General features: G+C 62.9%; 20 protein-coding genes and 1 pseudogene. 7 read left to right on the forward strand and 14 right to left on the reverse strand.

Annotated features, from left to right (window positions below; all coding sequences use genetic code 11):
• Positions 1 to 14: 14 nt before the first annotated feature.
• Positions 15 to 1,226 (reverse strand): O-antigen ligase family protein, encoded by a 1,212-nt coding sequence (locus tag CLU94_RS18370; protein ID WP_099666681.1) that lies wholly within the window; start codon positions 1,224 to 1,226, stop codon positions 15 to 17.
• A 252-nt stretch (positions 1,227 to 1,478) separates the two neighbouring features.
• Positions 1,479 to 2,717, reverse strand: a pseudogene (locus tag CLU94_RS18375) (malic enzyme-like NAD(P)-binding protein); the annotation flags it as partial.
• Between the two features lie 207 nt (positions 2,718 to 2,924).
• Here CLU94_RS18375 and CLU94_RS18380 point away from each other — a divergent pair.
• Positions 2,925 to 3,950: a LacI family DNA-binding transcriptional regulator gene (locus tag CLU94_RS18380; protein WP_099666682.1), complete on the forward strand. Its 1,026-nt coding sequence runs from the start codon at positions 2,925 to 2,927 to the stop codon at positions 3,948 to 3,950.
• A gap of 73 nt (positions 3,951 to 4,023) precedes the next feature.
• Positions 4,024 to 4,563: a hypothetical protein gene (locus CLU94_RS18385; protein ID WP_099666683.1), complete on the forward strand. Its 540-nt coding sequence runs from the start codon at positions 4,024 to 4,026 to the stop codon at positions 4,561 to 4,563.
• Here the strand turns inward: CLU94_RS18385 and CLU94_RS18390 are convergent.
• From CLU94_RS18390 to CLU94_RS18440, 11 genes are all read right to left on the reverse strand, one after another.
• Positions 4,539 to 5,165 (reverse strand): LysE family translocator, encoded by a 627-nt coding sequence (locus CLU94_RS18390; RefSeq protein WP_099666684.1) that lies wholly within the window; start codon positions 5,163 to 5,165, stop codon positions 4,539 to 4,541. The genes CLU94_RS18385 and CLU94_RS18390 overlap by 25 nt on opposite strands.
• 79 nt (positions 5,166 to 5,244) lie before the next feature.
• Positions 5,245 to 6,033, reverse strand: coding sequence for an AraC family transcriptional regulator (locus tag CLU94_RS18395; protein WP_099666685.1), 789 nt, complete (start codon positions 6,031 to 6,033; stop codon positions 5,245 to 5,247).
• A 2-nt stretch (positions 6,034 to 6,035) separates the two neighbouring features.
• Positions 6,036 to 7,499 carry a ribonuclease G gene (gene rng, locus CLU94_RS18400; protein ID WP_099666686.1) on the reverse strand — a complete coding sequence of 488 codons (1,464 nt, stop codon included), beginning with the start codon at positions 7,497 to 7,499 and terminating at the stop codon, positions 6,036 to 6,038.
• A 41-nt stretch (positions 7,500 to 7,540) separates the two neighbouring features.
• Positions 7,541 to 8,161 (reverse strand): Maf family protein, encoded by a 621-nt coding sequence (locus tag CLU94_RS18405; protein WP_099666687.1) that lies wholly within the window; start codon positions 8,159 to 8,161, stop codon positions 7,541 to 7,543.
• A gap of 7 nt (positions 8,162 to 8,168) precedes the next feature.
• A complete protein-coding gene (gene rlmH, locus CLU94_RS18410; protein ID WP_034747108.1) occupies positions 8,169 to 8,639 on the reverse strand; it encodes a 23S rRNA (pseudouridine(1915)-N(3))-methyltransferase RlmH in 471 nt (156 codons plus the stop codon).
• Between the two features lie 6 nt (positions 8,640 to 8,645).
• On the reverse strand, positions 8,646 to 9,338 hold the full coding sequence (gene rsfS / locus CLU94_RS18415; protein ID WP_099666688.1) for a ribosome silencing factor: 693 nt from the start codon (positions 9,336 to 9,338) through the stop codon (positions 8,646 to 8,648).
• Positions 9,339 to 9,986, reverse strand: coding sequence for a nicotinate (nicotinamide) nucleotide adenylyltransferase (gene nadD / locus CLU94_RS18420; RefSeq protein ID WP_257218867.1), 648 nt, complete (start codon positions 9,984 to 9,986; stop codon positions 9,339 to 9,341). It lies immediately after the preceding gene.
• Between the two features lie 20 nt (positions 9,987 to 10,006).
• A complete protein-coding gene (gene hemF, locus CLU94_RS18425; RefSeq protein WP_099666690.1) occupies positions 10,007 to 10,921 on the reverse strand; it encodes an oxygen-dependent coproporphyrinogen oxidase in 915 nt (304 codons plus the stop codon).
• A gap of 103 nt (positions 10,922 to 11,024) precedes the next feature.
• A complete protein-coding gene (locus CLU94_RS18430) occupies positions 11,025 to 11,819 on the reverse strand; it encodes a hypothetical protein (RefSeq protein ID WP_099666691.1) in 795 nt (264 codons plus the stop codon).
• 125 nt (positions 11,820 to 11,944) lie between these two features.
• Positions 11,945 to 13,213, reverse strand: coding sequence for a phosphoribosylamine--glycine ligase (gene purD / locus CLU94_RS18435; RefSeq protein ID WP_099666692.1), 1,269 nt, complete (start codon positions 13,211 to 13,213; stop codon positions 11,945 to 11,947).
• Between the two features lie 70 nt (positions 13,214 to 13,283).
• Complete coding sequence (locus CLU94_RS18440; protein ID WP_099666693.1) at positions 13,284 to 14,009, reverse strand: YebC/PmpR family DNA-binding transcriptional regulator; 726 nt, start codon at positions 14,007 to 14,009, stop codon at positions 13,284 to 13,286.
• A 143-nt stretch (positions 14,010 to 14,152) separates the two neighbouring features.
• On the opposite strand from CLU94_RS18440, the gene CLU94_RS18445 reads away from it, so the two are divergent.
• The 4 genes from CLU94_RS18445 (at position 14,153) to CLU94_RS18460 (ending at position 19,081) form a co-directional block, all read left to right on the forward strand.
• Positions 14,153 to 16,636: an alkaline phosphatase D family protein gene (locus tag CLU94_RS18445; RefSeq protein WP_257218868.1), complete on the forward strand. Its 2,484-nt coding sequence runs from the start codon at positions 14,153 to 14,155 to the stop codon at positions 16,634 to 16,636.
• A gap of 83 nt (positions 16,637 to 16,719) precedes the next feature.
• Positions 16,720 to 17,640: a DMT family transporter gene (locus tag CLU94_RS18450; RefSeq protein ID WP_099666695.1), complete on the forward strand. Its 921-nt coding sequence runs from the start codon at positions 16,720 to 16,722 to the stop codon at positions 17,638 to 17,640.
• Between the two features lie 29 nt (positions 17,641 to 17,669).
• Entirely contained in the window at positions 17,670 to 18,059 is a 390-nt protein-coding gene (locus CLU94_RS18455; protein WP_099666696.1) for a methylglyoxal synthase, read from the forward strand.
• 92 nt (positions 18,060 to 18,151) lie between these two features.
• Positions 18,152 to 19,081, forward strand: a complete 930-nt coding sequence (locus CLU94_RS18460; RefSeq protein ID WP_251350740.1) for a quinone oxidoreductase family protein — start codon at positions 18,152 to 18,154, stop codon at positions 19,079 to 19,081.
• Between the two features lie 169 nt (positions 19,082 to 19,250).
• Here the strand turns inward: CLU94_RS18460 and CLU94_RS18465 are convergent, their stop codons facing one another.
• Positions 19,251 to 19,880, reverse strand: a complete 630-nt coding sequence (locus tag CLU94_RS18465; protein WP_099666698.1) for a DUF4136 domain-containing protein — start codon at positions 19,878 to 19,880, stop codon at positions 19,251 to 19,253.
• Positions 19,881 to 20,078: 198 nt separating this feature from the next.
• On the opposite strand from CLU94_RS18465, the gene pepN reads away from it, so the two are divergent.
• Positions 20,079 to 22,733, forward strand: a complete 2,655-nt coding sequence (pepN, locus tag CLU94_RS18470) for an aminopeptidase N (RefSeq protein ID WP_099666699.1) — start codon at positions 20,079 to 20,081, stop codon at positions 22,731 to 22,733.
• Positions 22,734 to 22,775 lie beyond the last annotated feature (42 nt).

Genomic DNA, 22,775 nt, shown 5'->3' on the forward strand with positions numbered 1-22,775 from the left:
GGCGAAAAACGAACTCAGGCAATGCGTTCTTGCTGGCGCAGCATGGCCCACAGTATCACCATCGGGAAGACCAGCATGATGATGCCGATATTCAGGGTGAGCGAGCTCGTCGTCAGGCCAAAAATCATGTAGCAGGTGCACAGCATCACGCCGGCCAGCGCAAATGGTTGCGCGCTTGCGGGGCCGTGACGCAGTGCCCTCGTGAACAGAGTCAGCGGTACCAGGAATAGCAGCAGCAGGGCCAGCAGGCCGAAGATGCCACGCTTGACCAGGGAGTCGATGTAATCGTTATGCGCATTGGTGTAATGCAACACAATTTCGCTCATTTTTCCTTCCGCCGACAGTTTTTTCTTTGCCTCCAAGTAGCCGTTGCGTCCCATGCCGAACCAAAGATGGTCATTGGATAAAGTTAATGCTGTACGCCACATTTCCAGCCGTTGGCCGACTGACGTGCTGACGTTGTCGCTGTCTTCAAATTTTTTCAAATCTTCCACGGCATCCGTCGCGCGTTCAAGCACGGGGGAATTGGGCACTATGTAGGATAGTACCGCCACGGCCAGCAGCGCCGCCAGCAGGCCAGTCATATAGTGCTTGCCGCGTGTTCTCGCGTAGTGGACGACAAATATGCATCCGCAGACGGGCAGCGCCAGCCAGCCACCGCGGCTACCGCTGATGATGGAGCCGAAAATTCCGATTAAGCCGCCTGCCAGCAATAGCACGCTCCAGGCGATTCGATGGCGCTGTTTGATGGCCCACTCGATCCCACATAACGTCAACATGCCAAACAGCATGCTGACATTGCCATAGTGAATAGCGTTACTGGTGGCGGCTTGTGGCCGGAAGGGGCTGCTAGGAATATATTGCGTAGCCGCCAAGGCTGCCCCCGCGATGGCGCCAATTGCCAGGCCGCTCCACCATGCCGCCGCCCGCGGCGGATAAGCAATCAGCAGCAGCAGCACGGGCACGGCCAGCAGCACCCGCAAGGGCATGTCGAGTTCTCGCGCCGGATCGCCGTGGTACAGCATATTGGCGGTGAAAATAAGGAAGTAGGCCAGCATCACGCCCATCAGCAGATAGTCCCGGCGCTGCAGATGCAGGCGGGGGCGCTTCCATAGCAGCCAGCTGCTGGCCAGCAGCAGGACCAGCGCGCCAAAGGAATATCCGCTGTTGACAGCCAACGCCAATGCCGAAAAGAGAAAAACACAAACAGAGGTCAGGCCGAGCATGAATATCCTTGTTAACGCACATCGTCGCCATTATGGCAACTGTAGCAACATAAAGTAGGCGTCATTGTAATCGAAGGTGGCAGCAAAAACGTCCCTGGGAGATTTACTCTTCGATAACTGTATAGGCGATCTCAAGGGGGAAATGAAAAAAACCATGGTTTTTAGACATGGTTTTTTTGTAAGCAATGGTAACTTGCTGTTATTTTGTTAAGGCCGCAAGGTCGGTCATGCGTCTCAGGCGGTAGCTGGCACGCGGGTGGCCACGCCGGTGGCGATGGCCGCTTGCGACACGGCAGGCGCGACCCAGCTGCGCAGGCGCTCGTCGAACGGCGATGGAATCAGTTGCAGCGGCGTCAGCGCGCTGCTCTCGTGACCCGGCAACGGTTCCTTGGCCAGCGCGGCGATGGCGCGCACGCAGGCCAGCTTCATCTCTTCGTTGATGGTGGTGGCGCCCACGTCGAGCGCGCCGCGGAAGATGTACGGGAAGCACAGCACGTTGTTGATCTGGTTCGGGTAATCCGAGCGGCCCGTGGCGACGATGGCGTCGTCGCGCACGGCATGCACTTTTTCCGGAGCGATTTCCGGGTGCGGATTGGCCAGGGCGAAGATCAAAGGCTTGGCGGCCATCGACTCGACCATCTGCGCGCTCACCACGCCGCCCTTCGAGACGCCGATGAAAATGTCGGCGCCAACCATGGCGTCGGCCAGGTCGCGGTCGCTGGTGTCGTTCGCGTAGCGCGCCTTGTTCTCTTCCATGTTGGCATCACGGCCCGGGTAGATCACGCCCTGGCTGTCGCACACTTTCAGCAGCGATTTATTCAGGCCCAGCGAGACGAGCAAGTCCAGGCAGGCGATCGAGGCCGCGCCGGCGCCCGAGACGGCCACTTTCACGTTGCCGATATCCTTGCCCACCAGTTCCAGGCCGTTCAGGATGCCGGCCGCGACGATGATGGCCGTGCCATGCTGGTCGTCGTGGAAGACGGGAATGTTCATGCGCTTGCGCAATTGCTGTTCGATGTAGAAGCAGTCCGGCGCCTTGATGTCTTCCAGGTTGATGCCGCCGAAGGTCGGCTCCATGCGCACCACGGTGTCGATGAACAGGTCGGGATCGTTCTCGGCCAGTTCGATGTCGAACACGTCGACGTCGGCAAATTGCTTGAACAGGCAAGCCTTGCCTTCCATCACCGGCTTGCTGGCCAGCGGACCGATATCGCCCAGGCCCAGCACGGCCGTGCCGTTGGTGATCACGGCCACCAGGTTGCTGCGCGACGTGTAGGTGCCGGCCGTGCGCGGATCTTCCACGATCGCTTCGCAGGCGAAGGCCACGCCCGGCGAGTACGCCAGGGTCAGCGCGCGGGCGTCGCCCAGCGGTTTGGTTGGCGTGACGGAAATCTTGCCTGCGCGAGGTTCCGCGTGATAGGCGAGGGCGGCTTCTTTCAGGTTGAAGGTTTCGCCGTTCTGTTCGGCGTGCTTGCTGTGCGAAGTAGACATAGGAATTCTGGGAAGGGCATACAGGGCCCGAGTGGTCAATCCGAGCCATGGTATGCAAGCGTTTGCACGCTGTCAAGGCTGGATTGTACTTAAGAGTGTCAAAACCGCTTTGGGAAACGGCTTTATCTCAATGCAAGCGTTTGCTCGGTTTTTGACGGAATGGGGAATTTTTACGATAAAATCACGGTATTGCGATCCGGGAAGCCCATGACAAACAAGAACCCCACCTTAAGCGACGTCGCGCGGGCCAGTGGCGTGCACTTTTCCACCGTTTCACGCGTGATGAACCCGGCAACGCGGCAAATGGTCAGCGCCGAGGTGGCCGCGCGCGTGCTGGCCGAAGCAGGCCGGCTCGGTTACCGGCCGAACCGCGCCGCCTCCACCCTCGTCACGCGCAAGTCGCGCATCATCGGCGTGGTCTTGCCCGACATTACCAACGCGGTTTTTCCGCCTATCCTGCTGGGCATCGAGGAAGGCTTGCGCAAGCATGGCTACCTGGCCATCGTCGCCAATGTCGGTGCCGACGAGGAAGAGCAGCTGTTCGTCATCAACCGCCTGCTGGGGCAGCAGGTCGATGGCCTGATTTTGGCTACCGCACGGCGCGACGATCCCGTCATCAAGATGTGCATCGACCAGAATGTGCCGGTGGTGACCGTCAACCGCAGCGACGAGACGGGCGTCGCTTCCTGCGTCGTCAGCGACGACGTGGTCGGCATGCGCCTGGCCGTGGAACATTTGCTGGCGCTGGGTCACCGGCATATCGCGCATATTGCCGGCCCGGAAAACCTGTCCACGGGCCACGTGCGCCGCCTCGGTTTCCTGGCCGCCATCCAGGCCAGCGAACTCGATCCCTCGCAAGCCTTCGTGTTTGAAAGCAGCGGCTATTCGCGCGAATGCGGCAAGGCGGCCCTGCTGGAGCTGCTGCGCCAGTCGCCGCGGACGACGGCCGTGGTGACGGGCAGCGACCTCGTGGCCCTCGGTTGCTACGACGCCATCCGCGAACTGGGCTTGAGCTGCCCCGAAGATATTTCCGTGGTGGGCCACAACGACATGCCCTACATGGACATGATCCGTCCACCCCTGACTACCATCCGCATCCGCCACCACGGCATCGGCACGGAAGCTGCCCGGCTGATCCTGCAAACCATCGATTCGCCCGATTCCGCCGTACTCGACGTGCGCCTGAAACCCGAGCTGGTGGTGCGTGAATCGACGGCCGCTCCCCGGGGCTGAGGCCGCGCCTGGGGCCGCGCCGCTGCAAGGTGGTACACTGGCGCCCCTCAACGTATTTTGCCCCTCTATCGCCATGACCAAAACCAACACGCCTTCCCTGAAACGCCGCGAAGAGGGCGTCGCCAAGCTGACCGTCAATCCCTTCCTCGATGCCGAGTTTTACGCGCGCATGCGCGACTACACGGAGCGCGATGCGGCCATCATCAAGGAATTGAAGGCAATCGCCGAGATTCGCGCCGGCAACAAGCAGCCCGACCCCCGCCTGGCGCCGTCACTGGAAGCCTTGCGCAGCACCGTCAAGAAAGGCTTGAGCTTTGGCGAAATGCTGGAGCGCATGGCCGCCGGCAAGGAAAAAGGCTTGTGGGAGCCGTGGATGACGACCTTCGGCATTGAAATTCGCGCCGTCAACTACGGCGCCGGCCCGCGCAACGCCTGCCTGGTGCTGGACCTGGCCGCGAATGCCCCCGCGCACGCCATGTTCGCCAAGGCGGGCATCCAGAACTGGCGCAGCCTGGCCGCCGACGACTGCTCCGTCGTGCGCTCGGAAAAGGCGACGGAAACCACGCCCTTGAAAGTGTATGCCGTGTTTTATCTGGATCCGTTGCCAGCCTGATCCGCCAGCAGCACCAGCGCCAGCACGATCAGCACCACGCCCGACAGCCGTTCCAGCGACGGCAGCGCGCGCGCAAAGCGCTGCCGCAGGGCGGCGCTGCCGATGGCCAGCGCCACCGCCATATCCCACGCCAGCACGGCAAAGACCATCCACGCGCCATATGCGACCATCGCAGCGGGACTCGTCTGCCTGGCGGCCAGCACGGTGGCCAGGCTGACATAGAACAGCGCATTCTTCGGGTTCAGGATGGCGGAGACAAACCCCATCGCGACACCGCCGCGCCAGCGCGCCTTGCCGGTGGCGGGCTTTGCCTCCAGACTGCTCTTGCCCGCATGGCGCAGGAACAGCCAGCCCAGGTACAGCAGATAGGCGCATCCCGCCAGCCGCACCAGCATGAATGCCGTACTGCCCGCCCGCAGCACCGATAGTCCCGCAAACGCCGCCACGATAAACACCGCATTGGCCACGGTAATGCCCATGCACGTGCCGGCGGCGCCGCGCCAGCCGTGGGCCAGCGAGGTGCGCGCGATCAGGAAAAAATCGGGACCGGGCGACAGCAGGGAAAGAAAGTGGGCGGCGGCGATGAAGAGAAAATCCTGCATGGAGTTTGGCTCCGGCAATGGCGATGCGCGAGTATGCCGGGGCTGGCGACAGCCTGTATTGAAGAAAATTGCAGGCGTTCTAGCTGCCCTGGCCGCGATAGCGCCCCGGCGTGATACCCGCATGCGCCTTGAACACGCGCTGCAGGTGGCTCTGGTCGGCAAAGCCGAGCTCATGCGCCAGTTGCGCCAACGCCGTCCCGGCCTGCAAGCGGCTGCGCGCGCGGTTGACGTGCATATTCAGCTGGTAGGCATGCGGGGTCAGGCCCGTGGCGGCGCGAAAGGCGCGGATCAATTGATACGGGCTCAGGCCTGCCGCCTCCGCCAGTTGCCGCAGGCTGGCCGAGGGCAGCGCCTGCAGCGTTGCGAGCACGGGCGCCAGCTGCTGCGGCAGCGGCTTGCGTTCCGACGGCAGCCGATCCGCACAGGCGCTGGTGCAGGCGACCAGAAACGCCAGCAGCGCCGCATTTTTCTCCGCCGCGCCGGCCGTTGAAAACAGCAGCGTATTCATGGCGCAAAACTGCGCGTACAGCAGCGGGCACTGCAACACCGCCGCCGTATCGCCATCGAGCGCCGGCGCGTGTGCTTGCAGCCACCGCGCATCGAGATGCAGCATCTGGTAGCTCCACAGGGCGTCGGGCAGGGGATTGCAGGCGTGTACGCAGCCGGCGGGCACCAGCACAAGGCTGCCATTGCCGAGTGCGACCTTGCCGTCTTTGCTGCCCGTAAAGATGCTGCCGCCAGAGTCGACGGCGCCGATGGAAAACGTGGGATGGCTGTGGGGCTTGTAGCAAGCCCGGCTGTGGCAGGCGCGCCGGCTCTCCACGTGAGGGAGAGACGGGTCGCGCCAGAAGGCGGTGGTGCCCGGCATGACTACATCAAAATCACGTCGTACTGCTCCTGGTGGTAGGCATTCTCCACCTGCAGCGAAATCTTCTTGCCGATGAAATCGCCCAGCATGGCCAGGTGCTGTGATTCTTCTTCGAGGAATAAATCCACGACTTCCTGCGAGGCGAGGATGCGGAATTCGCGCGGGTTGAACTGCTTTGCTTCGCGCAGCAATTCGCGCAGGATTTCATAGCAGATGGTGCGCGAGGTTTTCACTTGTCCCTTGCCGGCGCAGGCGGGGCACGGTTCGCACAGGATATGGGCCAGCGATTCGCGCGTGCGCTTGCGCGTCATTTCCACCAGGCCCAGCGGCGAGAAATTGCTCACCGAGACCTTGGTGCGGTCGCGCGACAGGGTGCGTTTCAGTTCGGCCAGCACGGCGTTGCGGTGCTCGGCGTTGTCCATGTCGATGAAGTCGAGGATGATGATGCCGCCCAGGTTGCGCAGGCGCAGCTGGCGCGCGATGGCGTGCGCCGCTTCCAGGTTGGTCTTGAAAATCGTGTCGGCAAAATTGCGTCCGCCGACGAAGCCGCCCGTGTTGACGTCGATGGTGGTCATCGCTTCCGTCTGGTCGACGATCAGGTAGCCGCCCGATTTCAGGTCGACCCGGCGGCCCAGCGCGCGCAGAATCTCTTCTTCCACGCCGTACAGGTCGAACAGGGGCCGCTCGCCCGTGTAGTGCTGCAGGCGCGTCAGTTCGCTGGGCGTGTAGATTTCCGCGAATTCCCGCAATTTCACGTAGTTTTCGCGTGAATCGACCTGGATGGTGGCCGTTTCATCGCCGACGAAATCGCGCAGCACGCGTTGCGCCAGGCTCAAGTCCTGGTGCAGCAGGCTGGTGGCGGGGCGCGTGCGCGCACCGTGCGTGATCGTGCTCCAGGTTTTTCTCAGGTAGTCGACGTCCGCCTTCAAGTCCGCGTCGGACGCGTCTTCAGCCATGGTGCGCACGATGTAGCCGCCCTTTTCATCGGTGGGCAGCAGGCTTTGCAGGCGCACGCGCAGCTGCTCGCGCTCCGCTTCCTTCTCGATTTTCTGCGAAATGCCGATATGTTTATCCTGCGGCAGGTACACCAGCATGCGCCCGGCGATGGAAATCTGCGTCGACAGGCGCGCGCCCTTGGTGCCGATCGGGTCCTTGATCACCTGTACCGTCAGCACCTGGCCGTCAAACAGGATTTTTTCGATGGGCGCCGGCGTGGCGTTCTGGCCGTCGTGGCCGCGCGCTTCCCAGATGTCGGCCACGTGGAGGAAGGCGGCCCGTTCCAGGCCGATGTCGATGAAGGCCGACTGCATGCCCGGCAATACGCGCACCACTTTGCCGGAATACACATTGCCGGCCAGGCCGCGCGTGAGCGTGCGCTCGATGTGCAATTCCTGCACGGCGCCCTGCAGGATGAGGGCGACGCGCGTTTCTTGCGGCGTGATATTGATCAGGATGTCTTCGTTCATGGAGGCGCGGGAGTGGAGGCAACGAATGACATCATACCCGATCAGGGCAGGGGCAAACCTGCCAGTCGTAGCAACTGTGCAGTTTCGTACAGGGGCAGGCCCATGATGCCGGAATGGCTGCCTTCGATGTGCTCGACGAACAGCGCGGCGCTGCTCTGGATGCCGTAGCCGCCGGCCTTGTCGTACGGTTCCGGCGTGGCGCAATACGCGGCGATCGAGGCGGGCGACAGCACGCCGAAGCGCACTTGCGAGATCTGCGTGCGCTGCTCGGCGAAATCCTTGTAGTGCACGGCGATCGAGGTGAGTACCTCGTGCGTGCGGCCAGACAGCTGCTGCAGCATGGCCACGGCCTCGGCCCGGTCGGCCGGCTTGCCGAGGATGACGCCATCGATGGTGACGGTGGTGTCGGCTGCCAGCACGGGGCGCGGGGTCAGGTGGCGGCGGCGCACCAGGTCCCAGGCGAAGGCGGCTTTTTCATTCGCCACGCGGGCCACATAGTCGAGCGCCGACTCGCCGGGGAGGACTTCCTCGGTGACGTCGGCGCCGCGCGGGCCGTCGCTGCGCAGCAGCAGCAATTCGAAATCGACGCCGATCTGGCGCAGCAATTCGCGCCGGCGCGGGCTTTTGGAGGCGAGATAGATCTTGTTATCGGCCGGTTTCATGGGGAATTCAGACGCGGTGGTAGGGGTGGTTTTGCGTGATCGACCAGGCGCGGTACAGCTGCTCGGCGAGGATCACGCGCACCACGCCGTGCGGCAGGGTCATGCTGGAAATGCGCAGCATGCCTTCGGCACGTGCCTTGAGTTGCGGATCGAGGCCGTCGGCGCCACCGATCAGGAAGGCCGTGTCGCGGCCATCCTGTTGCCACGCCATCAACTGCTGCGACAGGCCGACGCTGGTCAGGTCCTTGCCGCGTTCGTCGAGGGCGATGATGCGCACGCCCTTGGGCAGGACGGCTTCGATGCGTTCGCGTTCCAGCGCCATCGCCGTGGCGGCGGTCTTGCTGCCGGAACGCTCCACCGGCTTGATTTCCTTCAGCACGATGCGCAATTCCGGCGGCATGCGCTTCGCGTATTCCGCGAAGCCCGTCTCTATCCAGGCCGGCATTTTATGGCCAACCGCAGCGATGATGAGCTGCATCGAGGCTTACGCTTCGACTTTTTTGATACGCTTGATCACGGTTTTTGCCGGTGCAGCATCGGCTGCCGGCTTGGCCGCGCGTGGGGCGCGTACTTTTTTCTCCGGCAGCGCTTTCAGGGCTTTCACTGCGGCTGCTTCGGTCTTGGTTGGCGCGACTTTCACGGTCTTGCCGACGGCTTTGGAAGCGGTGGCTTTTTTCGCCGGGGCTTTCTTGGCGGCGGTGGTGGCTGCCGCGGCTTTCTTGGCAGGTGCCTTTTTCTCGATCACGGGCGTCGCTTCCACATTGGCCTTGCTTGCTGCCAGGTGGCCGCTGACCTTCTTCGGCTCGTCGCCGGCCGCTTTTTTCGGCGCGCGCTTGGCGGCACCCAGCTTGACCGGGGTGTCGCCCCAGATTTCTTCCAGGCGGTAGTAGGCGCGGATAGGCGCTTGCATGATGTGGACGATCATGTCGCCCAGATCGACCAGCACCCATTCACCGGTGTCCTCGCCTTCCATGCCGATGATGTCGCCGCCGGCGTCCTTGACCTTGTTGCGTACCGAGGCGGCCAGCGCCTTGGTTTGACGGTTCGAGGTACCGGAAACGATCGCGATGCGGTCGAACAGGCTGGTCAGGTGGCTCGTTTCGAAGACGGCGATGTCTTGGCCTTTGACGTCTTCAAGGGCGTCAACGACGAGGGTTTGCAGTTTTTTGATGTCCATTTAGCTTTTGTATAAATTATGTTGTTCAATATAGTCTAGCACTAGCGGGGAAACAAGCGGGTTTGCCCGATTCCCCCGTTGTAATGCCGCACGTATTTCGGTGGCGGAGATATCCACCGCGAAGTCCTGTGCCAGATAAGTCAGACCGTGCGGCGTGTTGCGGATGCTTTCCAGTGACCCCAGGCGGCGCGAAAATTCTTCGGCGACCACTTGCGGCACTGCGGTGTCATTCAGCGCGAAGCCGGGGCGGGCCGCGACGCAGATATGCGCGTATTCAAATAATTGCTGCCATTCGCGCCATGTCGCGAGCCGCTGCAGCTGGTCGGCGCCCATCAGGAAAACGATGGAAGCGCGCGGACCCAGCTCGGCGCGTACCTGGCGCAAGGTATCGATGGTGTAGCTGGCCTGGCCATGTTCGCTGCGCGCGATTTCCTGGCGGTCGATCACGACCGGCAGGGGCAGGCCGGCAAACGCCAGGCCGGCCATCTCGGCGCGCTGCTGGCCGGTGGCGCCCAGCTTGCTTTTTTGCCAGGGCGCGCCTGCCGGAATCACGCGCAGTTCATCGGCGTGCAGCAGGCTGGAAAAATGCGTGCCCAGCGCGACATGCCCCATATGCACCGGATCGTAGCTGCCACCGAGCAGCGCCACGCATGCCCTGCTACCTGGGTTCACGCCTGCAGCCAGTCGCGATGCACGAGGAAGTCAGTATACAACGCCGCTTCGGGACTGCCCGCTTCCGGGTGCCAGTCGTAGCGCCACTTGACCACGGGCGGCATCGACATCAGGATCGCCTCGGTGCGTCCGCCCGACTGCAGGCCGAACAGGGTGCCGCGGTCGAACACCAGGTTGAACTCGACATAGCGTCCGCGCCGGTAGCACTGGAAATCGCGTTCGCGTTCGCCGTAGGGCGTGTCTTTGCGGCGCGCCAGGATCGGTACATAGGCCTTGACGAAGGCGTCGCCGGCGCTGCGCATCATCGCAAAGCTGTCGTCGAAGCCCAGGGCATTGAAGTCGTCGAAGAAGATCCCGCCCGCGCCGCGCGCTTCGCGCCTGTGCTTCAGGTAGAAATAATCGTCGCACCACTGCTTGAATTTCGGATGCAGTTCCTCGCCAAACGGCGCCAGCGCATCATGGCACACCTGGTGAAAGTGCTTCACGTCGCCCGCATCGCCATAATACGGCGTCAGGTCCATGCCGCCGCCGAACCACCATACGGGTTCGCCATCGGCATTCACGGTGGTGAAGAAACGCACATTCATGTGCACCGTGGGCGCATACGGATTACGCGGATGCAGCACCAGCGACACGCCCATCGCTTCCCACGCCTTGCCACCGAGTTCAGGGCGCGCGGCCGCTGCCGATGGCGGCAATGCGGCGCCGGTGACGTGCGAAAAATTTACGCCGCCACGCTCGAACACATTGCCTTCTTCGATCAGCCGTGAAATGCCGCCGCCGCCCTCGGGGCGCTGCCAGGCATCAGTCAGGAAGGGCTTGCCGTCCTGCGCTTCGAGCGCCTGCACGATACGGCTTTGCAAATCGAGCAAATAGGCCTTGACGGCCGAAGGAGAGGGAGTTGACGACATCGCGTGGGCCGACGAGGCCGAAATAAAAAAGTAAGGACGGATTGTACCCTGTTACGCGTTTTTGTGATAGGGCGGCGCTTGCGCTGTGCGTTTGTGTTGTGGATCAGCGTGCCGGTGGCGTGGCGTCGTCCTGCACCACCGTGATGGACAGGTCCGCGCCGGCGCCGGGCAGGCGCGCGCTTTCCACGGCGTGCACGGCGCGCTGCTGCAAGTCGGGCCGCTCGACGCCCTGCCCGGCGACGCGGGCTGCGGCGGGGGAGGGGGCCTGCCCGGAGACGATGGCGCGGCCGGCAAAGGCCAGTACCAGCACCAGCAGCGCGGCCATCACCCACGTTCCCGGGCGCGCATAGGCGGGGCGTTCCCGGCGGGCCTGGCGCGCGGCGCCATCGACGATGATGCGGCCCAGCTCCGAGCCGTGCTGGCGCGTGCGCAATAGTTCGAATTGCTGCGCCGTCAAGGTGCCTTGCCGGAGTATTTCGCGCAGTGCGTCAATCGGCGAGGCGAGCAGGCGCTTTTCCGGCAAGCTGGCGTGGGCGGCATCGCGCTGCCACTGGTTGATCAGGTCTTCGTCGTACAGGGTGTCGATGGCCTGGCCGTTGACCAGCTTTAGCGCGTCGGCGGCCAGTTGCTGGCGCTCGAGCAGGGCTTCGCCGCCATGCCGGCGCGGCATATCCTGTACGCGCCGCAGGAAGTCGTCCTGTGGCAGCAGGTCAGTGCGCAGCAGCCATGCCAGGGCCTCGGCGGGACCGGCGCCGGCGGCCAGTCGTGGCATGTCGACGTCGTCTTCCTCGTCCAGGGCGAGGATTTCCAGTTCGGCGATGGCGTCGTCGAGTTCATTGTCCGTGATCAGGAGGAGTTGGCGTACCTGAGCGAGGGCGGGATGGACGTGGCTGGTCATGGGTTGCAACTTTGTCTGAAAGGCAAAATCTTAGCGCAAGGTCCGCTTTCCTGGCGCGCCAATCAAAACAGGGCCGGGGCGGATGCATTCCGCGCCGGCCCTGCCGTTTGCCGTCTGGGGCGTGCTTAGTGCTTCAGGCCGCGCCAGCCGATGTCGCGGCGGTACTGCGCGCCGTCGAAATGGATTTTTTCCACGGTTTCATACGCCTGTTTCTGCGCCATCTTGATGCTGTCGCCCAGGCCCACCACGCACAGCACGCGGCCGCCGTTGGTCACCAGGCGTTCGCCCTCGATGCGGGTGCCGGCATGGAAGGTGACGGAATCATGCGTTTCGGCCGGGATGTCGCCGATGGAGGTACCCTTGACGGGATCGTCCGGATAGCCGGCGGCGGCCATCACCACGCCAACGGCCGTGCGGCGGTCCCATTCCAGTTCCACGGCGTCGAGCGTACCGTTGACGGCGTGCTCCATGACGGTCACCAGGTCGGTCTTCAGGCGCGCCATGATGGGCTGCGTTTCCGGGTCGCCCATGCGGCAGTTGAATTCCAGGGTCTTCGGCGTGCCCTTGTCGTCGATCATCAGGCCCGCATACAGGAAGCCCGTGAACGTGATGCCGTCCTTGGCCATGCCCTGGATGGTCGGCACGATGATTTCGCGCATGACGCGCGCATGCATGGCCGGGGTGACGATAGGTGCCGGCGAATACGCGCCCATGCCGCCCGTGTTCGGGCCCTGGTCGTGGTCTTTCAGGCGTTTGTGGTCCTGGCTGGTGGCCAGCGGCAGGATGTTCTTGCCGTCGCACATGACGATGAAGCTCGCTTCTTCGCCGGCCAGGAATTCCTCGATGACGATGCGCGCGCCGGCGTCGCCGAACTGGTTATCGGACAGCATCATGTCGACCGCCTGGTGCGCTTCTTCCAGGGTCATGGCAACGACGACACCTTTGCCGGCGGCCAGGCCGTCGGCCTTGATGACGATCGGCGCGCCCATGGCGTCGACATAGGCGTGCGCGGGGGCGACGTCGGAGAAGGTCTGGTAAGCGGCCGTCGGGATGCCGTGGCGCTGCATGAAGGCCTTGGCGAAGTCTTTCGACGATTCCAGCTGTGCCGCTTCTTTTGTCGGGCCGAAGATTTTCAGGCCGCGCGAACGGAACAGGTTGACGATGCCGGCCGCCAGCGGCACTTCCGGGCCGACGACGGTCAGGCCGATGTGTTCCTGTTGAACGAAGTCGGCCAGCAATTGCGGGTCGCTGATGTCGAGATTGACCAGGCGCGCATCGCGCGCGGTGCCGCCGTTGCCCGGCGCGACATACACCATCTGTATGCGTTCGGACTGGGCCAGTTTCCAGGCCAGGGCGTGTTCGCGGCCGCCAGAGCCGACTACCAGAATTTTCATAGGAACCGTTCGTTCAGTGTGGGTTGCAGGGCGGTGCTGCCGCCCTTGAGGTGTATAGCTTATTTTTTGCTTAGTTTTCGATCAGGGCATTCGTAAACACTTCCTGCACGTCGTCCAGCAGCTCCAGCGCATCGATCAGCTTTTGCATCTTGAGGGCGTCGTCGCCCGTGTAGACGGTTTCCGTCGCCGGTTTCATGATGACTTCGGCCACTTCGGCCTTGAAGCCGGCCGCTTCCAGCGCCTCCTTGACGGCGGCGAAATCATGCACGGGAGTGACCACTTCGAAGCCGCCCTCTTCATCGGCGATGACGTCGTCGGCGCCCGCTTCCAGGGCCGCTTCCATCAGCTTGTCTTCATCGGTGCCCGGCGCGAACAGCAACTGGCCGCAGTGCTGGAACATGAAGGCGACCGAGCCTTCGTTGCCCATGTTGCCGCCGTTCTTGTTGAAGGCGTTGCGGACTTCAGCCACCGTGCGTACCTTGTTGTCGGTCATGCATTCGACGATGACGGCTGCGCCGCCCACGCCGTAGCCTTCGTAGCGCACTTCTTCGTAGTTGGCGCCATCGACGCCGCCGCTGCCGCGGTTGATCGCGCGCTGGACGTTGTCTTTTGGCATGTTCGCATCGGCCGCCTTGTCGACTGCCAGGCGCAGGCGCGGATTGGTGATGGCGTCGGCGCCGCCCATGCGGGCCGCGACCGTGATTTCCTTGATCAGGCGCGTCCAGATTTTGCCGCGCTTGGCATCGGTGGCAGCCTTTTTATGCTTGATATTGGCCCATTTGCTATGTCCTGCCATGTCGAATCTTCCTTAGACGGGTGTTCAATTGTGGCCGACATTTTAGCATATCGGCCCCCTGCGAAGCGGCGCGGCCCCGTCATCAGGATGACACAATCTGTTGCTAAAGTGACGCGCTTTCACCATATCGAGGGCGCGACATCATGGCAAGTCAAATGGACAGGCGGCAATTTCTGAAATTGGGCGGCTTTATTACCGTCTCCGTGGCCACTGTCGGCCTCGCCGCCTGCGGCAGCACCGATTACAGCGATCCTGGCGTGCCGCTGGCCTCGGGCAGCGACTGGAAGTTCCCGCAAAGCGTGGCTTCGGGCGACCCGCGCGCCGACAGCGCCATGCTGTGGACGCGCGTCGTGCCCGCCAGTTTCGACGCCGTCGCGCCCGCCGTGGCCGGCAAGTCCGACGTCGCCGTGCGCCTGATCGTCAGCGCCAGCGATAATACGGCCGCCCTGGGCGGCAACACGGCCCTGGTCGGTACGCCCATCGTCGATGCCAAGTTGCCATTGAAAGCCGATTTCGACAATACCCTGCGCCACAAGGTGACGGGCTTGCAGCCGGGCCAGGTGTATTTTTACCAATTCATCGCCGGCAACGTGCGCTCGAACGTGGGCCGCTTCAAGACGGCGCCCGCCGCGACCAGCGACGTTGCCCAGCTGCAATTCGCCTACCTGACGTGCCAGGACTGGAGCATCAATCACTGGGGGGCGCTGTCGCACATCGCCGCCAACGAATCGCTCGATTTTATCGTCCACCTGGGCGACTACATCTATGAAACGGTGGGCGAAGCCTTCCAGAGCGGCGCCGTGGAAAGCCGCCACGACCAGCTGAAATTGCCTGACGGCACGTATAAAAGTGGCACGTCCGGCGCCAAATACGCGACCACGGTGGCCGATTACCGCTACCTGTACAAGAAATACCGCACCGATGCGCGTCTGCAAGCCGTGCACGAGCGCTTTGCCTTCATCGCCATCTGGGATGACCATGAATTCACGGACGACGCCTGGCAGGATGCGTCCACCTATGAAGGCATCGTGGCGACCGACGGCAGCGACTTGCACCAGCCGGCCCGCCGCCGCAGCGCCAACCAGGCGTGGTTTGAATACATGCCGGCCGACGTTACGTTCGACGCGGCCGCGACGACCTTCCAGAATATCCAGATTTACCGCGATTTCCAGTTCGGCAAATTGATGCAGCTGGTGATGACGGACGAGCGCCTGTACCGCGCCGACCATGCGATCGCCGAGTCGACCATCAATCCCGCCACGGGCAAGCCGCTGGGCAGTATCGGCAGCCGCTACCTGGTGCCGCAAGCGCTGTTCGACAGCGTGGAAGGGCAGAAAATGGCGGCCGCCACCAAGGCCGGCGCCGATCCGCTGGCGGCAGTGGGCATGCTGGGCAGCACGCAGCGCGATTGGTGGAAGGGCAAGATGAAGGCGGCCACGTCGACCTGGAAGCTGTGGGGCAATGAAGTGTCGTTGCTGCGCATGGGCTTGAATGGCACGGATGCGATCGCCACCCTGCTGGCGCTGAGCGCCATGGCCAACGTGGGCAAAGCCATCGCCAGCACCCTGCCATTGGTGGGCGGCAGCGTGCCGCTGGCCTGCGCCATCGTGGCGGCCTCGACGGCGGGCGCATCGTCAAGCGTGGCGCAGGCCGCCGCCATGGCGATTGCCGGCGCGGCAGCCAATGCCGGCGCGCAGGGCGCCGCTGCCGTGGGCGCCGGTTTGAGCGCGGCTCAGGCCGGCATCACGGTGGCTGCCTACAACAGCGCTTCGCCGGCGGCGGCCGCGCAAGTGATCGCCTTCGGCTGGATCAAGCCCGACGTGCAGGCCAAGGGCGCCGCATCGAGCTTTGTCGCCGCTTCCGGCCAGCAAGCCGCGCTGACGCCATTCTTCACGCGCTTCCTGCTCAATTGTGACCAGTGGGATGGCTACAACAGCGAGCGCAAGAACCTGATGGCACACCTGAAAACCAATGCCATCGGCAACGTGGTGGCCATCACGGGCGATATCCACTCGTTTTTTGCGGGTACGGTCAGCGACGATTTCGACGCGGCCGGCGGCGGCACGCCCGTGATGGTGGACCTGGTGTCGGCTGGCGTCAGCTCCGATTCCTTCTTCAGCTACCTGAAGTCGGCCGCCGGCAGCATGGGCGATATCGGCACCCTCGTCAGCTATCCGCTGGCCATTCCCGTCACGGGCCTGGGCACGGTCAATCTCGACATCAACCTGCTCGACTACACCATGGGCAAGGCGGCGCCTACCGTCGACAGCCTGCTGGAACAGTTGCGCGTGCAGCTGCGCGGCGCCCTGGCTGCCAAGGGCGTGCCGGAAGCCCAGCTGGACGGCACGGTCGCCGCCGTGCAGGCTGGTTTGAAAGCGAGTACTGACTTCAGTGCAACCCTGCTGGGCCTGGCGCAGCAATTGTCCGGCCTGGGCAACAACCCGTGGATCAAGCATTTGAACACGGATGCGCAGGGCTACACGGTGGTCACCTTGACGCCGGGCAAGCTGGTGGCGCAGTTCAAGCAGGTGAATAAACTGGTCGGCACGGCGGCGCCGTCGAACGTGATTGCGCGCGTGACGACGGCGACGGTGACGGCGGGTGCGGCGGCGGTGGTGGTCTCTTAATCTGCCGCCGGTTTTATTCGGGGCCAGACGGGGACGCCGAGTCCCGCCGGGTCTGGCCCCGGCTTTTGCCTTACAATCTGGGCATGAGCTCCAGTTCCCCGCAAGCATCCCCTGCATCGATTCCCCGTTCCGTCTACCTCGGTGGCCTGGCCATCGCCGTAGGCGGGGCGGTACTGTTTTCCACCAAGGCCATCGTCGCCAAGCTGCTGTACCGCTACCAGATCGACGCCGTCACCCTGATCGCCTTCAGGATGATCTTTTCGCTGCCAGTGTTCGCCGTCATCGCTTGCTGGAAGATGCGCACGGAGCCGCCGCTATCCAACAGCGACCGTTGGCGCCTCGTCGGGCTGGGCCTCGTCGGCTACTACCTGTCCAGCTATCTGGATTTCCTGGGCCTGCAATACATTTCCGTGGGCCTGGAGCGCCTGATCCTGTTCCTTACGCCTACGTTCGTGCTCCTGATTACCACCGTGTACTTCAAGCAGCGCATCAGCCGCCTGCAGTGGCTGGCCCTGTTCACCTCCTACTGCGGCATCGTGCTGGTGTTCGTGCACGACTTGCAGGGCGGCGCCAGCAATGTGGCGCTGGGCTCGACTCTCGTGCTGGGTTCGGCCTGTGCCTATGCCGTGTATCTGCTGGGCTCGGGCGAGCTGGTGAAGCGCATCGGCTCGATGCGCCTCGTCAGCTATGCCATGTGCGTGGCCAGCTTTGCCTGCATCGCCCAATTCTTCATCCTGCGCCCCGTCGAGCTGTTGATCCAGCCCATGCCCGTGTATGGCTTGTCCTTGCTCAATGGCATCTTTTGCACGGTGATGCCCGTCTTCATGACGATGATCGCCGTCGAGCGCATCGGCGCGCCCGTCGCTTCGCAGGCCGGCATGATCGGCCCCGTGTCGACCCTGTTCCTGGGCGCCATGATTCTCGATGAACCGATCACCAACTGGCAACTGGCTGGCACCAGCCTGGTATTGGCCGGCATTTACTTGCTGTCGAAAAAGAAATAATTCCTCCACCCACTGAAAATGTCCCCACCATGAAAACACGCATCGCCCTGATTGCCCACGACAAGAAAAAAGATGACATGATTACCCTGGCGGGCGAATACCTGGACTTTTTGAAGGGTTGCGAACTGTCGGCCACGGGCACCACGGGCGGCCGCCTGATCACTGAGCTGGGCCTGGCGGTTGAGCGCAAGCATTCCGGCCCGTTCGGCGGCGACTTGCAGATAGGCTCGCTGCTGGTGGAAGGCTTGATCGATTGCGTGATCTTCCTGCGCGACCCGATGACGCCGCAGCCGCACGAGCCGGACATCAACGCTCTGGTGCGTGCCTGCGACGTGCACAACGTGGCGTGCGCGACCAATCTGTCGTCGGCGCACCTGGTGCTGTCGCAATTGCAGGCGCGGGCCAGCGCTGCCGCCTGACGTTTTCCCGATTCTTCTTCAAGGAGCATATTGTGAGCGCAACGATTACCACCAAAGCCATCCGCGTACAGCGCGTGGGCGGCCCGGATGTGATGGAATATGTGGATGTGGAACTACCGCCGCCGGGTCCCGGCGAGGCGCGCGTCAAGCACGAGGCCATCGGCCTCAATTTCATCGATGTGTATTTCCGCACGGGCTTGTATCCGCAGCCGCTGCCCAATGGCCTCGGTGTCGAGGGGGCGGGCATCGTCGAGGCGGTGGGCGAGGGTGTCACCGAAGTGAAGGTGGGCGACCGGGTGGCGTATGCGGCGCGCATCAATGGCGCGTATGCGCAGCAGCGCAACCTGCCGGCGGCCCTGCTGCTGGTGTTGCCCGAGCGTATAGGTTTCGATACGGCCGCCGCCATGATGCTGCAAGGCTTGACGGTGCAATACCTGTTCCACCGCACGGTGGCCCTGAAGGCGGGCGACACCATCCTGTTCCACGCGGCCGCGGGCGGCGTGGGCCTGATCGCCTGCCAGTGGGCCAAGGTGCTGGGCGTGAATCTGATCGGCACGGCCGGTTCCGATGAAAAGGCGGCGCTGGCCAAGGCGCATGGCGCGGCCCATGTCATCAACTACAACACGGAAAACTTCGTCGAGCGCGTGCGCGAGATCACGGGCGGCAAGGGCGTCTCCGTCGTCTACGATTCCATCGGCAAGGATACGTTCACGGGTTCGCTCGACTGCCTGGCGCCGCTGGGCATGATGGTCAGCTTCGGCAACGCGTCCGGTCCCGTGCCGGCCTTCACTTTGAGCGAACTGGCATCGCGCGGCTCGCTCTTCATCACGCGTCCGGCCCTGTTCAGCTATGCCTCGAACCGCGCGAATCTGGAAGAGATGGCGACCTCGCTGTTCGGCGTCGTCAGCAGCGGCGAAGTGCAGATCGAGATCAACCAGCGCTACGGCCTGGCCCATATCGCCCAGGCGCATACGGACCTGGAAGGGCGCAAGACGACCGGTTCGACCATCATCGTGCCATGAGCGGCGGCAATGATGGCACGCCAAAGTTCGGCCGCCTGCTGATCGTGCTGTTATTGGCCGTGGCCCTGATTGGCGCGCTGACCTTTGCCGCCGAGGCGTATTATTCGTAGACATAAAAAAACCGGCTTGCGCATCGCTGCACAAGCCGGTTTTTTGTATTGCCACGTAATTATTCCACCTTGACTTCCACTTTACGGGGCACGCCGCTCTGGCCGGGGAAATCGGCAAAGGCGCTGGCGACCATGGCGGGCATCACTTGCGACGTGGCGCGCTTGTTGCTGGTCGATTGCACGGTTACGTCGTACAGTTTCTTGCCGTTGCGGTCATTGATCGTCACGCGCAATTCGCGTTCGTATTTATGGCGCACGCTTTCTTCCACATCCATCGGGCCATACCAGTAGGGGTTATAGCCAAAGCGGCCATAGCCTGGCCATGCGCCGTAGCGGTAGCCGTAGCGGCCAGGCCAGTAGCCGGGGCCATACCAGAATGGGTCGCTGGCTTGCAGCACGCGCTCAGGGTAGTCGACGGTGGAGAAATTCATTGCCACGCGCAAATTGGCTGCCGCGGGGCCGGACGCTTCGCCGAAACCGTGTTTGGCCAGTTCCGCGCGCACCAGGTTCTGGTAGCTGCGGTATTCCAGCGTGTCGTCTTCGGCCGCCGGCGCTTCAAATGCATATGATTTGTCCTGCAATTGCGCAGGCCACTCATGGAAGACGGTCACATCGCTGCGTATGGTGGTGGCGCATCCGGTGAGCAACACGGTCAATGCGGCCATCATGATGGTGAGATATCGTTTCATTGCATGACCTCCTGATTAGTAGACGCAATTCTTCGCTTAGTATTATAAGAATAGTTCTATTTGTTTCTATTCATTATTACAGAATGTTACCTGGCATGTCTGCGTGTAAGGGAATCCAACATTCCTGACCTGAATCGCGACTATCGGGGGCTGGTGTTGGTAAAATAGGCTTTTGCCTCCGCTCCCACCCAAATCCCTATGCGCACAGACAGCCCTCAGACGATTTACCGCAAAGATTACACGCCGCCCAGCTTTTTGGTCGACAGCGTCGAACTTGGTTTCGATCTCGATCCCGCCCGCACAGTGGTGGCGAGCCGGATTCAAATGCGCCATAACCCGGCCAGCACCAGCCGCAGCATCGAATTGCACGGCGAACACATCGAACTGGTGCTGGTGCGCCTGAATGGCAAGGTATTGAAGCCGTCGCAGTACAAGTTGACGGCGGGCATGCTGACCATCCCCAAGGCCCCGGAGGAGGTGACGCTCGATATCGAAACCTTGCTGGCGCCGCAGGACAATACCTCGCTGTCCGGCCTGTACGTGTCGAACCATAATTTCTTCACGCAGTGCGAAGCGGAAGGCTTCCGCCGCATCACCTTCTTCCCTGACCGCCCGGATGTGATGGCCAAGTACACGGTCATGCTGCGCGCCGACAAGGACAAGTATCCGGTGCTGTTGTCGAACGGCAACCTGATCGAAGAGGGCGACCTCGGCGATGGCCGCCATTACGCCAAGTGGGAAGACCCGTTCAAGAAGCCGTCCTACCTGTTCGCTCTGGTGGCGGCGCGCCTGGTATGCCAGGAAGAGCGCTATACCCTGAAGTCGGGCCGCGAAGTGCTGCTGCAAGTGTGGGTGGAAGACGGCAACCTGGATAAAACCGACTACGCCATGCAGTCGCTGAAAAACTCGATCCGCTGGGACGAGGAGCGTTTCGGCCTGGAACTGGACCTGGACCGCTTTATGATCGTCGCCGTGGGCGATTTCAACATGGGCGCCATGGAAAACAAGGGGCTGAACATCTTCAATACCAAGTATGTGCTGGCCAATGCGCGCGTGGCGACGGACGTCGATTACGCGGGCATCGAAGCGGTGGTGGGCCACGAATACTTCCATAACTGGACAGGCAACCGCGTGACGTGCCGCGACTGGTTCCAGCTGTCGCTGAAGGAAGGCTTGACGGTCTTCCGCGACCAGGAATTCTCGGCCGACATGATCGGCACGGACACGGGCCGCGCCGTCACGCGCATCGACCAGGTGCGCACCCTGCGCCAGGCGCAGTTCCCCGAAGACGCGGGCCCGATGGCCCATCCCGTGCGTCCCGATTCTTTCGTCGAGATCAATAACTTTTATACGGTCACCATCTACGAGAAGGGTGCCGAAGTGGTGCGCATGTACCAGACCCTGGTGGGCCGCGACGGTTTCCGCAAGGGTATGGACCTGTACTTTGAGCGCCACGATGGCCAGGCCGTGCAGTGCGACGACTTCCGCGCCGCCATGGCCGATGCGAATGGCCGCGACTTCAGCCAGTTCGAGCGCTGGTACAGCCAGGCGGGTACGCCTGTCGTGACGGCGTCTACGCGCTACGATGCGGCCAGCCGGACGTTCGAGCTGACCCTGGCGCAAAGCTGCCCCGCCACGCCGGGCCAGCCGAAAAAACTGCCTTTCCACATCCCCGTCACCGTCGGCTTGCTGGCCGCCGATGGTCGCGACCTGCCGCTGCACGTCGATGGCGTCGTGTCGAACGGCGCTGCCAGCGTCGTGCTGGAACTGACGCAAGCGTCGCAGACTTTCCGCTTCACGAATGTGACGGAGTTGCCTGTGCCGTCGCTGCTGCGCGACTTTTCCGCGCCCGTGGTGCTGGAATACGATTACACGGACGCGGAATTGCTGCACCTGTTCCGCCACGACAGCGACCCGGTCAACCGCTGGGAAGCGGGCCAGCGCCTGGCCATGGAGCGCCTGCTGAAACTGACCGTCGCCGTCGCCGCCGGCGAGCACCTGGCGCTGGACGACACCTTCATCGAAGCGCAACGCGCCTTGCTGGCCGACGAAACGCTCGATCCTGCCTTCCGCGAGCTGGCCCTGATCCTGCCGTCGGAAACCATCATCGCCGAGCGCATGGCGCAAGTCGACCCACAAGCGATCCACTCGGCGCGCCAGTTCATGCGCCGCACCATCGCGGCCGCCTTGAAACCTGAACTGCTGGCGCAGTACCACGCCAACCAGACGCCGGGCGAGTACAGTCCGGATGCCCTGTCGGCCGGCAAGCGCGCGCTGAAAAACCTGGCCCTGTCCTATCTGCTGATCGCGCCGGGCGAGCAAGAGCTGGTCCTGGCGCAGCAGCAGTTCGACGGTGCCGGCAACATGACGGACCGCGCGGCAGCGCTGGGCGCCCTGATCCATTCGGGTTCGCCATCGCACGCGCAGGCGGCGCTGGCCAGTTTCTATGCCGACTTCGAGAACGAAGCGCTGGTGGTCGACAAGTGGTTCGCCATGCAGGCGGCCGCGCCATCGACCGATGTGCAAGCCGTGCGCCAGCTGATGACGCATCCGGCCTTCACCTTGAAAAATCCGAACCGCGCGCGCAGCCTGATCTTCAATTTCACGAACGGCAATCCGTCGCAATTCCATGCGGCTGACGGCAGCGGCTACGCCTTCTGGGCCGAGCAAGTCATCGCGCTCGACGCCCTGAACCCGCAAGTGGCAGCCCGCCTGGCACGCTCCATGGACCGCTGGCGCCGTTACGTGCCCGCACTGCAAAGCCACATGCGCGACGCGCTGGAAAAAGTCGCCGGCCAGGCCAGCTTGTCGAATGACGTGATGGAAGTCGTTTCCAAGGCATTGGCCAATTAACACCGTAAAAAATTTATCAAAAAGCTATTAAAACAGAGGGAT

Origin of the sequence: Janthinobacterium sp. 13 (genome assembly GCF_002749695.1) — a bacterium.
Classification (GTDB): Bacteria; Pseudomonadota; Gammaproteobacteria; order Burkholderiales; family Burkholderiaceae_D; genus Janthinobacterium; species Janthinobacterium kumbetense.

What these genes read in the sequence shown, in the direction of transcription:
- CLU94_RS18370 (WP_099666681.1), bottom strand. Translation starts at nt 1,226, where the DNA reads ATGCTCGGCCTGACCTCTGTTTGTGTTTTTCTCTTTTCGGCATTGGCG.
- CLU94_RS18380 (WP_099666682.1), top strand. Translation starts at nt 2,925, where the DNA reads ATGACAAACAAGAACCCCACCTTAAGCGACGTCGCGCGGGCCAGTGGC.
- CLU94_RS18385 (WP_099666683.1), top strand. Translation starts at nt 4,024, where the DNA reads ATGACCAAAACCAACACGCCTTCCCTGAAACGCCGCGAAGAGGGCGTC.
- CLU94_RS18390 (WP_099666684.1), bottom strand. Translation starts at nt 5,165, where the DNA reads ATGCAGGATTTTCTCTTCATCGCCGCCGCCCACTTTCTTTCCCTGCTG.
- CLU94_RS18395 (WP_099666685.1), bottom strand. Translation starts at nt 6,033, where the DNA reads ATGCCGGGCACCACCGCCTTCTGGCGCGACCCGTCTCTCCCTCACGTG.
- rng (WP_099666686.1), bottom strand. Translation starts at nt 7,499, where the DNA reads ATGAACGAAGACATCCTGATCAATATCACGCCGCAAGAAACGCGCGTC.
- CLU94_RS18405 (WP_099666687.1), bottom strand. Translation starts at nt 8,161, where the DNA reads ATGAAACCGGCCGATAACAAGATCTATCTCGCCTCCAAAAGCCCGCGC.
- rlmH (WP_034747108.1), bottom strand. Translation starts at nt 8,639, where the DNA reads ATGCAGCTCATCATCGCTGCGGTTGGCCATAAAATGCCGGCCTGGATA.
- rsfS (WP_099666688.1), bottom strand. Translation starts at nt 9,338, where the DNA reads ATGGACATCAAAAAACTGCAAACCCTCGTCGTTGACGCCCTTGAAGAC.
- hemF (WP_099666690.1), bottom strand. Translation starts at nt 10,921, where the DNA reads ATGTCGTCAACTCCCTCTCCTTCGGCCGTCAAGGCCTATTTGCTCGAT.
- CLU94_RS18430 (WP_099666691.1), bottom strand. Translation starts at nt 11,819, where the DNA reads ATGACCAGCCACGTCCATCCCGCCCTCGCTCAGGTACGCCAACTCCTC.
- purD (WP_099666692.1), bottom strand. Translation starts at nt 13,213, where the DNA reads ATGAAAATTCTGGTAGTCGGCTCTGGCGGCCGCGAACACGCCCTGGCC.
- CLU94_RS18440 (WP_099666693.1), bottom strand. Translation starts at nt 14,009, where the DNA reads ATGGCAGGACATAGCAAATGGGCCAATATCAAGCATAAAAAGGCTGCC.
- CLU94_RS18445 (WP_257218868.1), top strand. Translation starts at nt 14,153, where the DNA reads ATGGCAAGTCAAATGGACAGGCGGCAATTTCTGAAATTGGGCGGCTTT.
- CLU94_RS18450 (WP_099666695.1), top strand. Translation starts at nt 16,720, where the DNA reads ATGAGCTCCAGTTCCCCGCAAGCATCCCCTGCATCGATTCCCCGTTCC.
- CLU94_RS18455 (WP_099666696.1), top strand. Translation starts at nt 17,670, where the DNA reads ATGAAAACACGCATCGCCCTGATTGCCCACGACAAGAAAAAAGATGAC.
- CLU94_RS18460 (WP_251350740.1), top strand. Translation starts at nt 18,152, where the DNA reads ATGGAATATGTGGATGTGGAACTACCGCCGCCGGGTCCCGGCGAGGCG.
- CLU94_RS18465 (WP_099666698.1), bottom strand. Translation starts at nt 19,880, where the DNA reads ATGAAACGATATCTCACCATCATGATGGCCGCATTGACCGTGTTGCTC.
- pepN (WP_099666699.1), top strand. Translation starts at nt 20,079, where the DNA reads ATGCGCACAGACAGCCCTCAGACGATTTACCGCAAAGATTACACGCCG.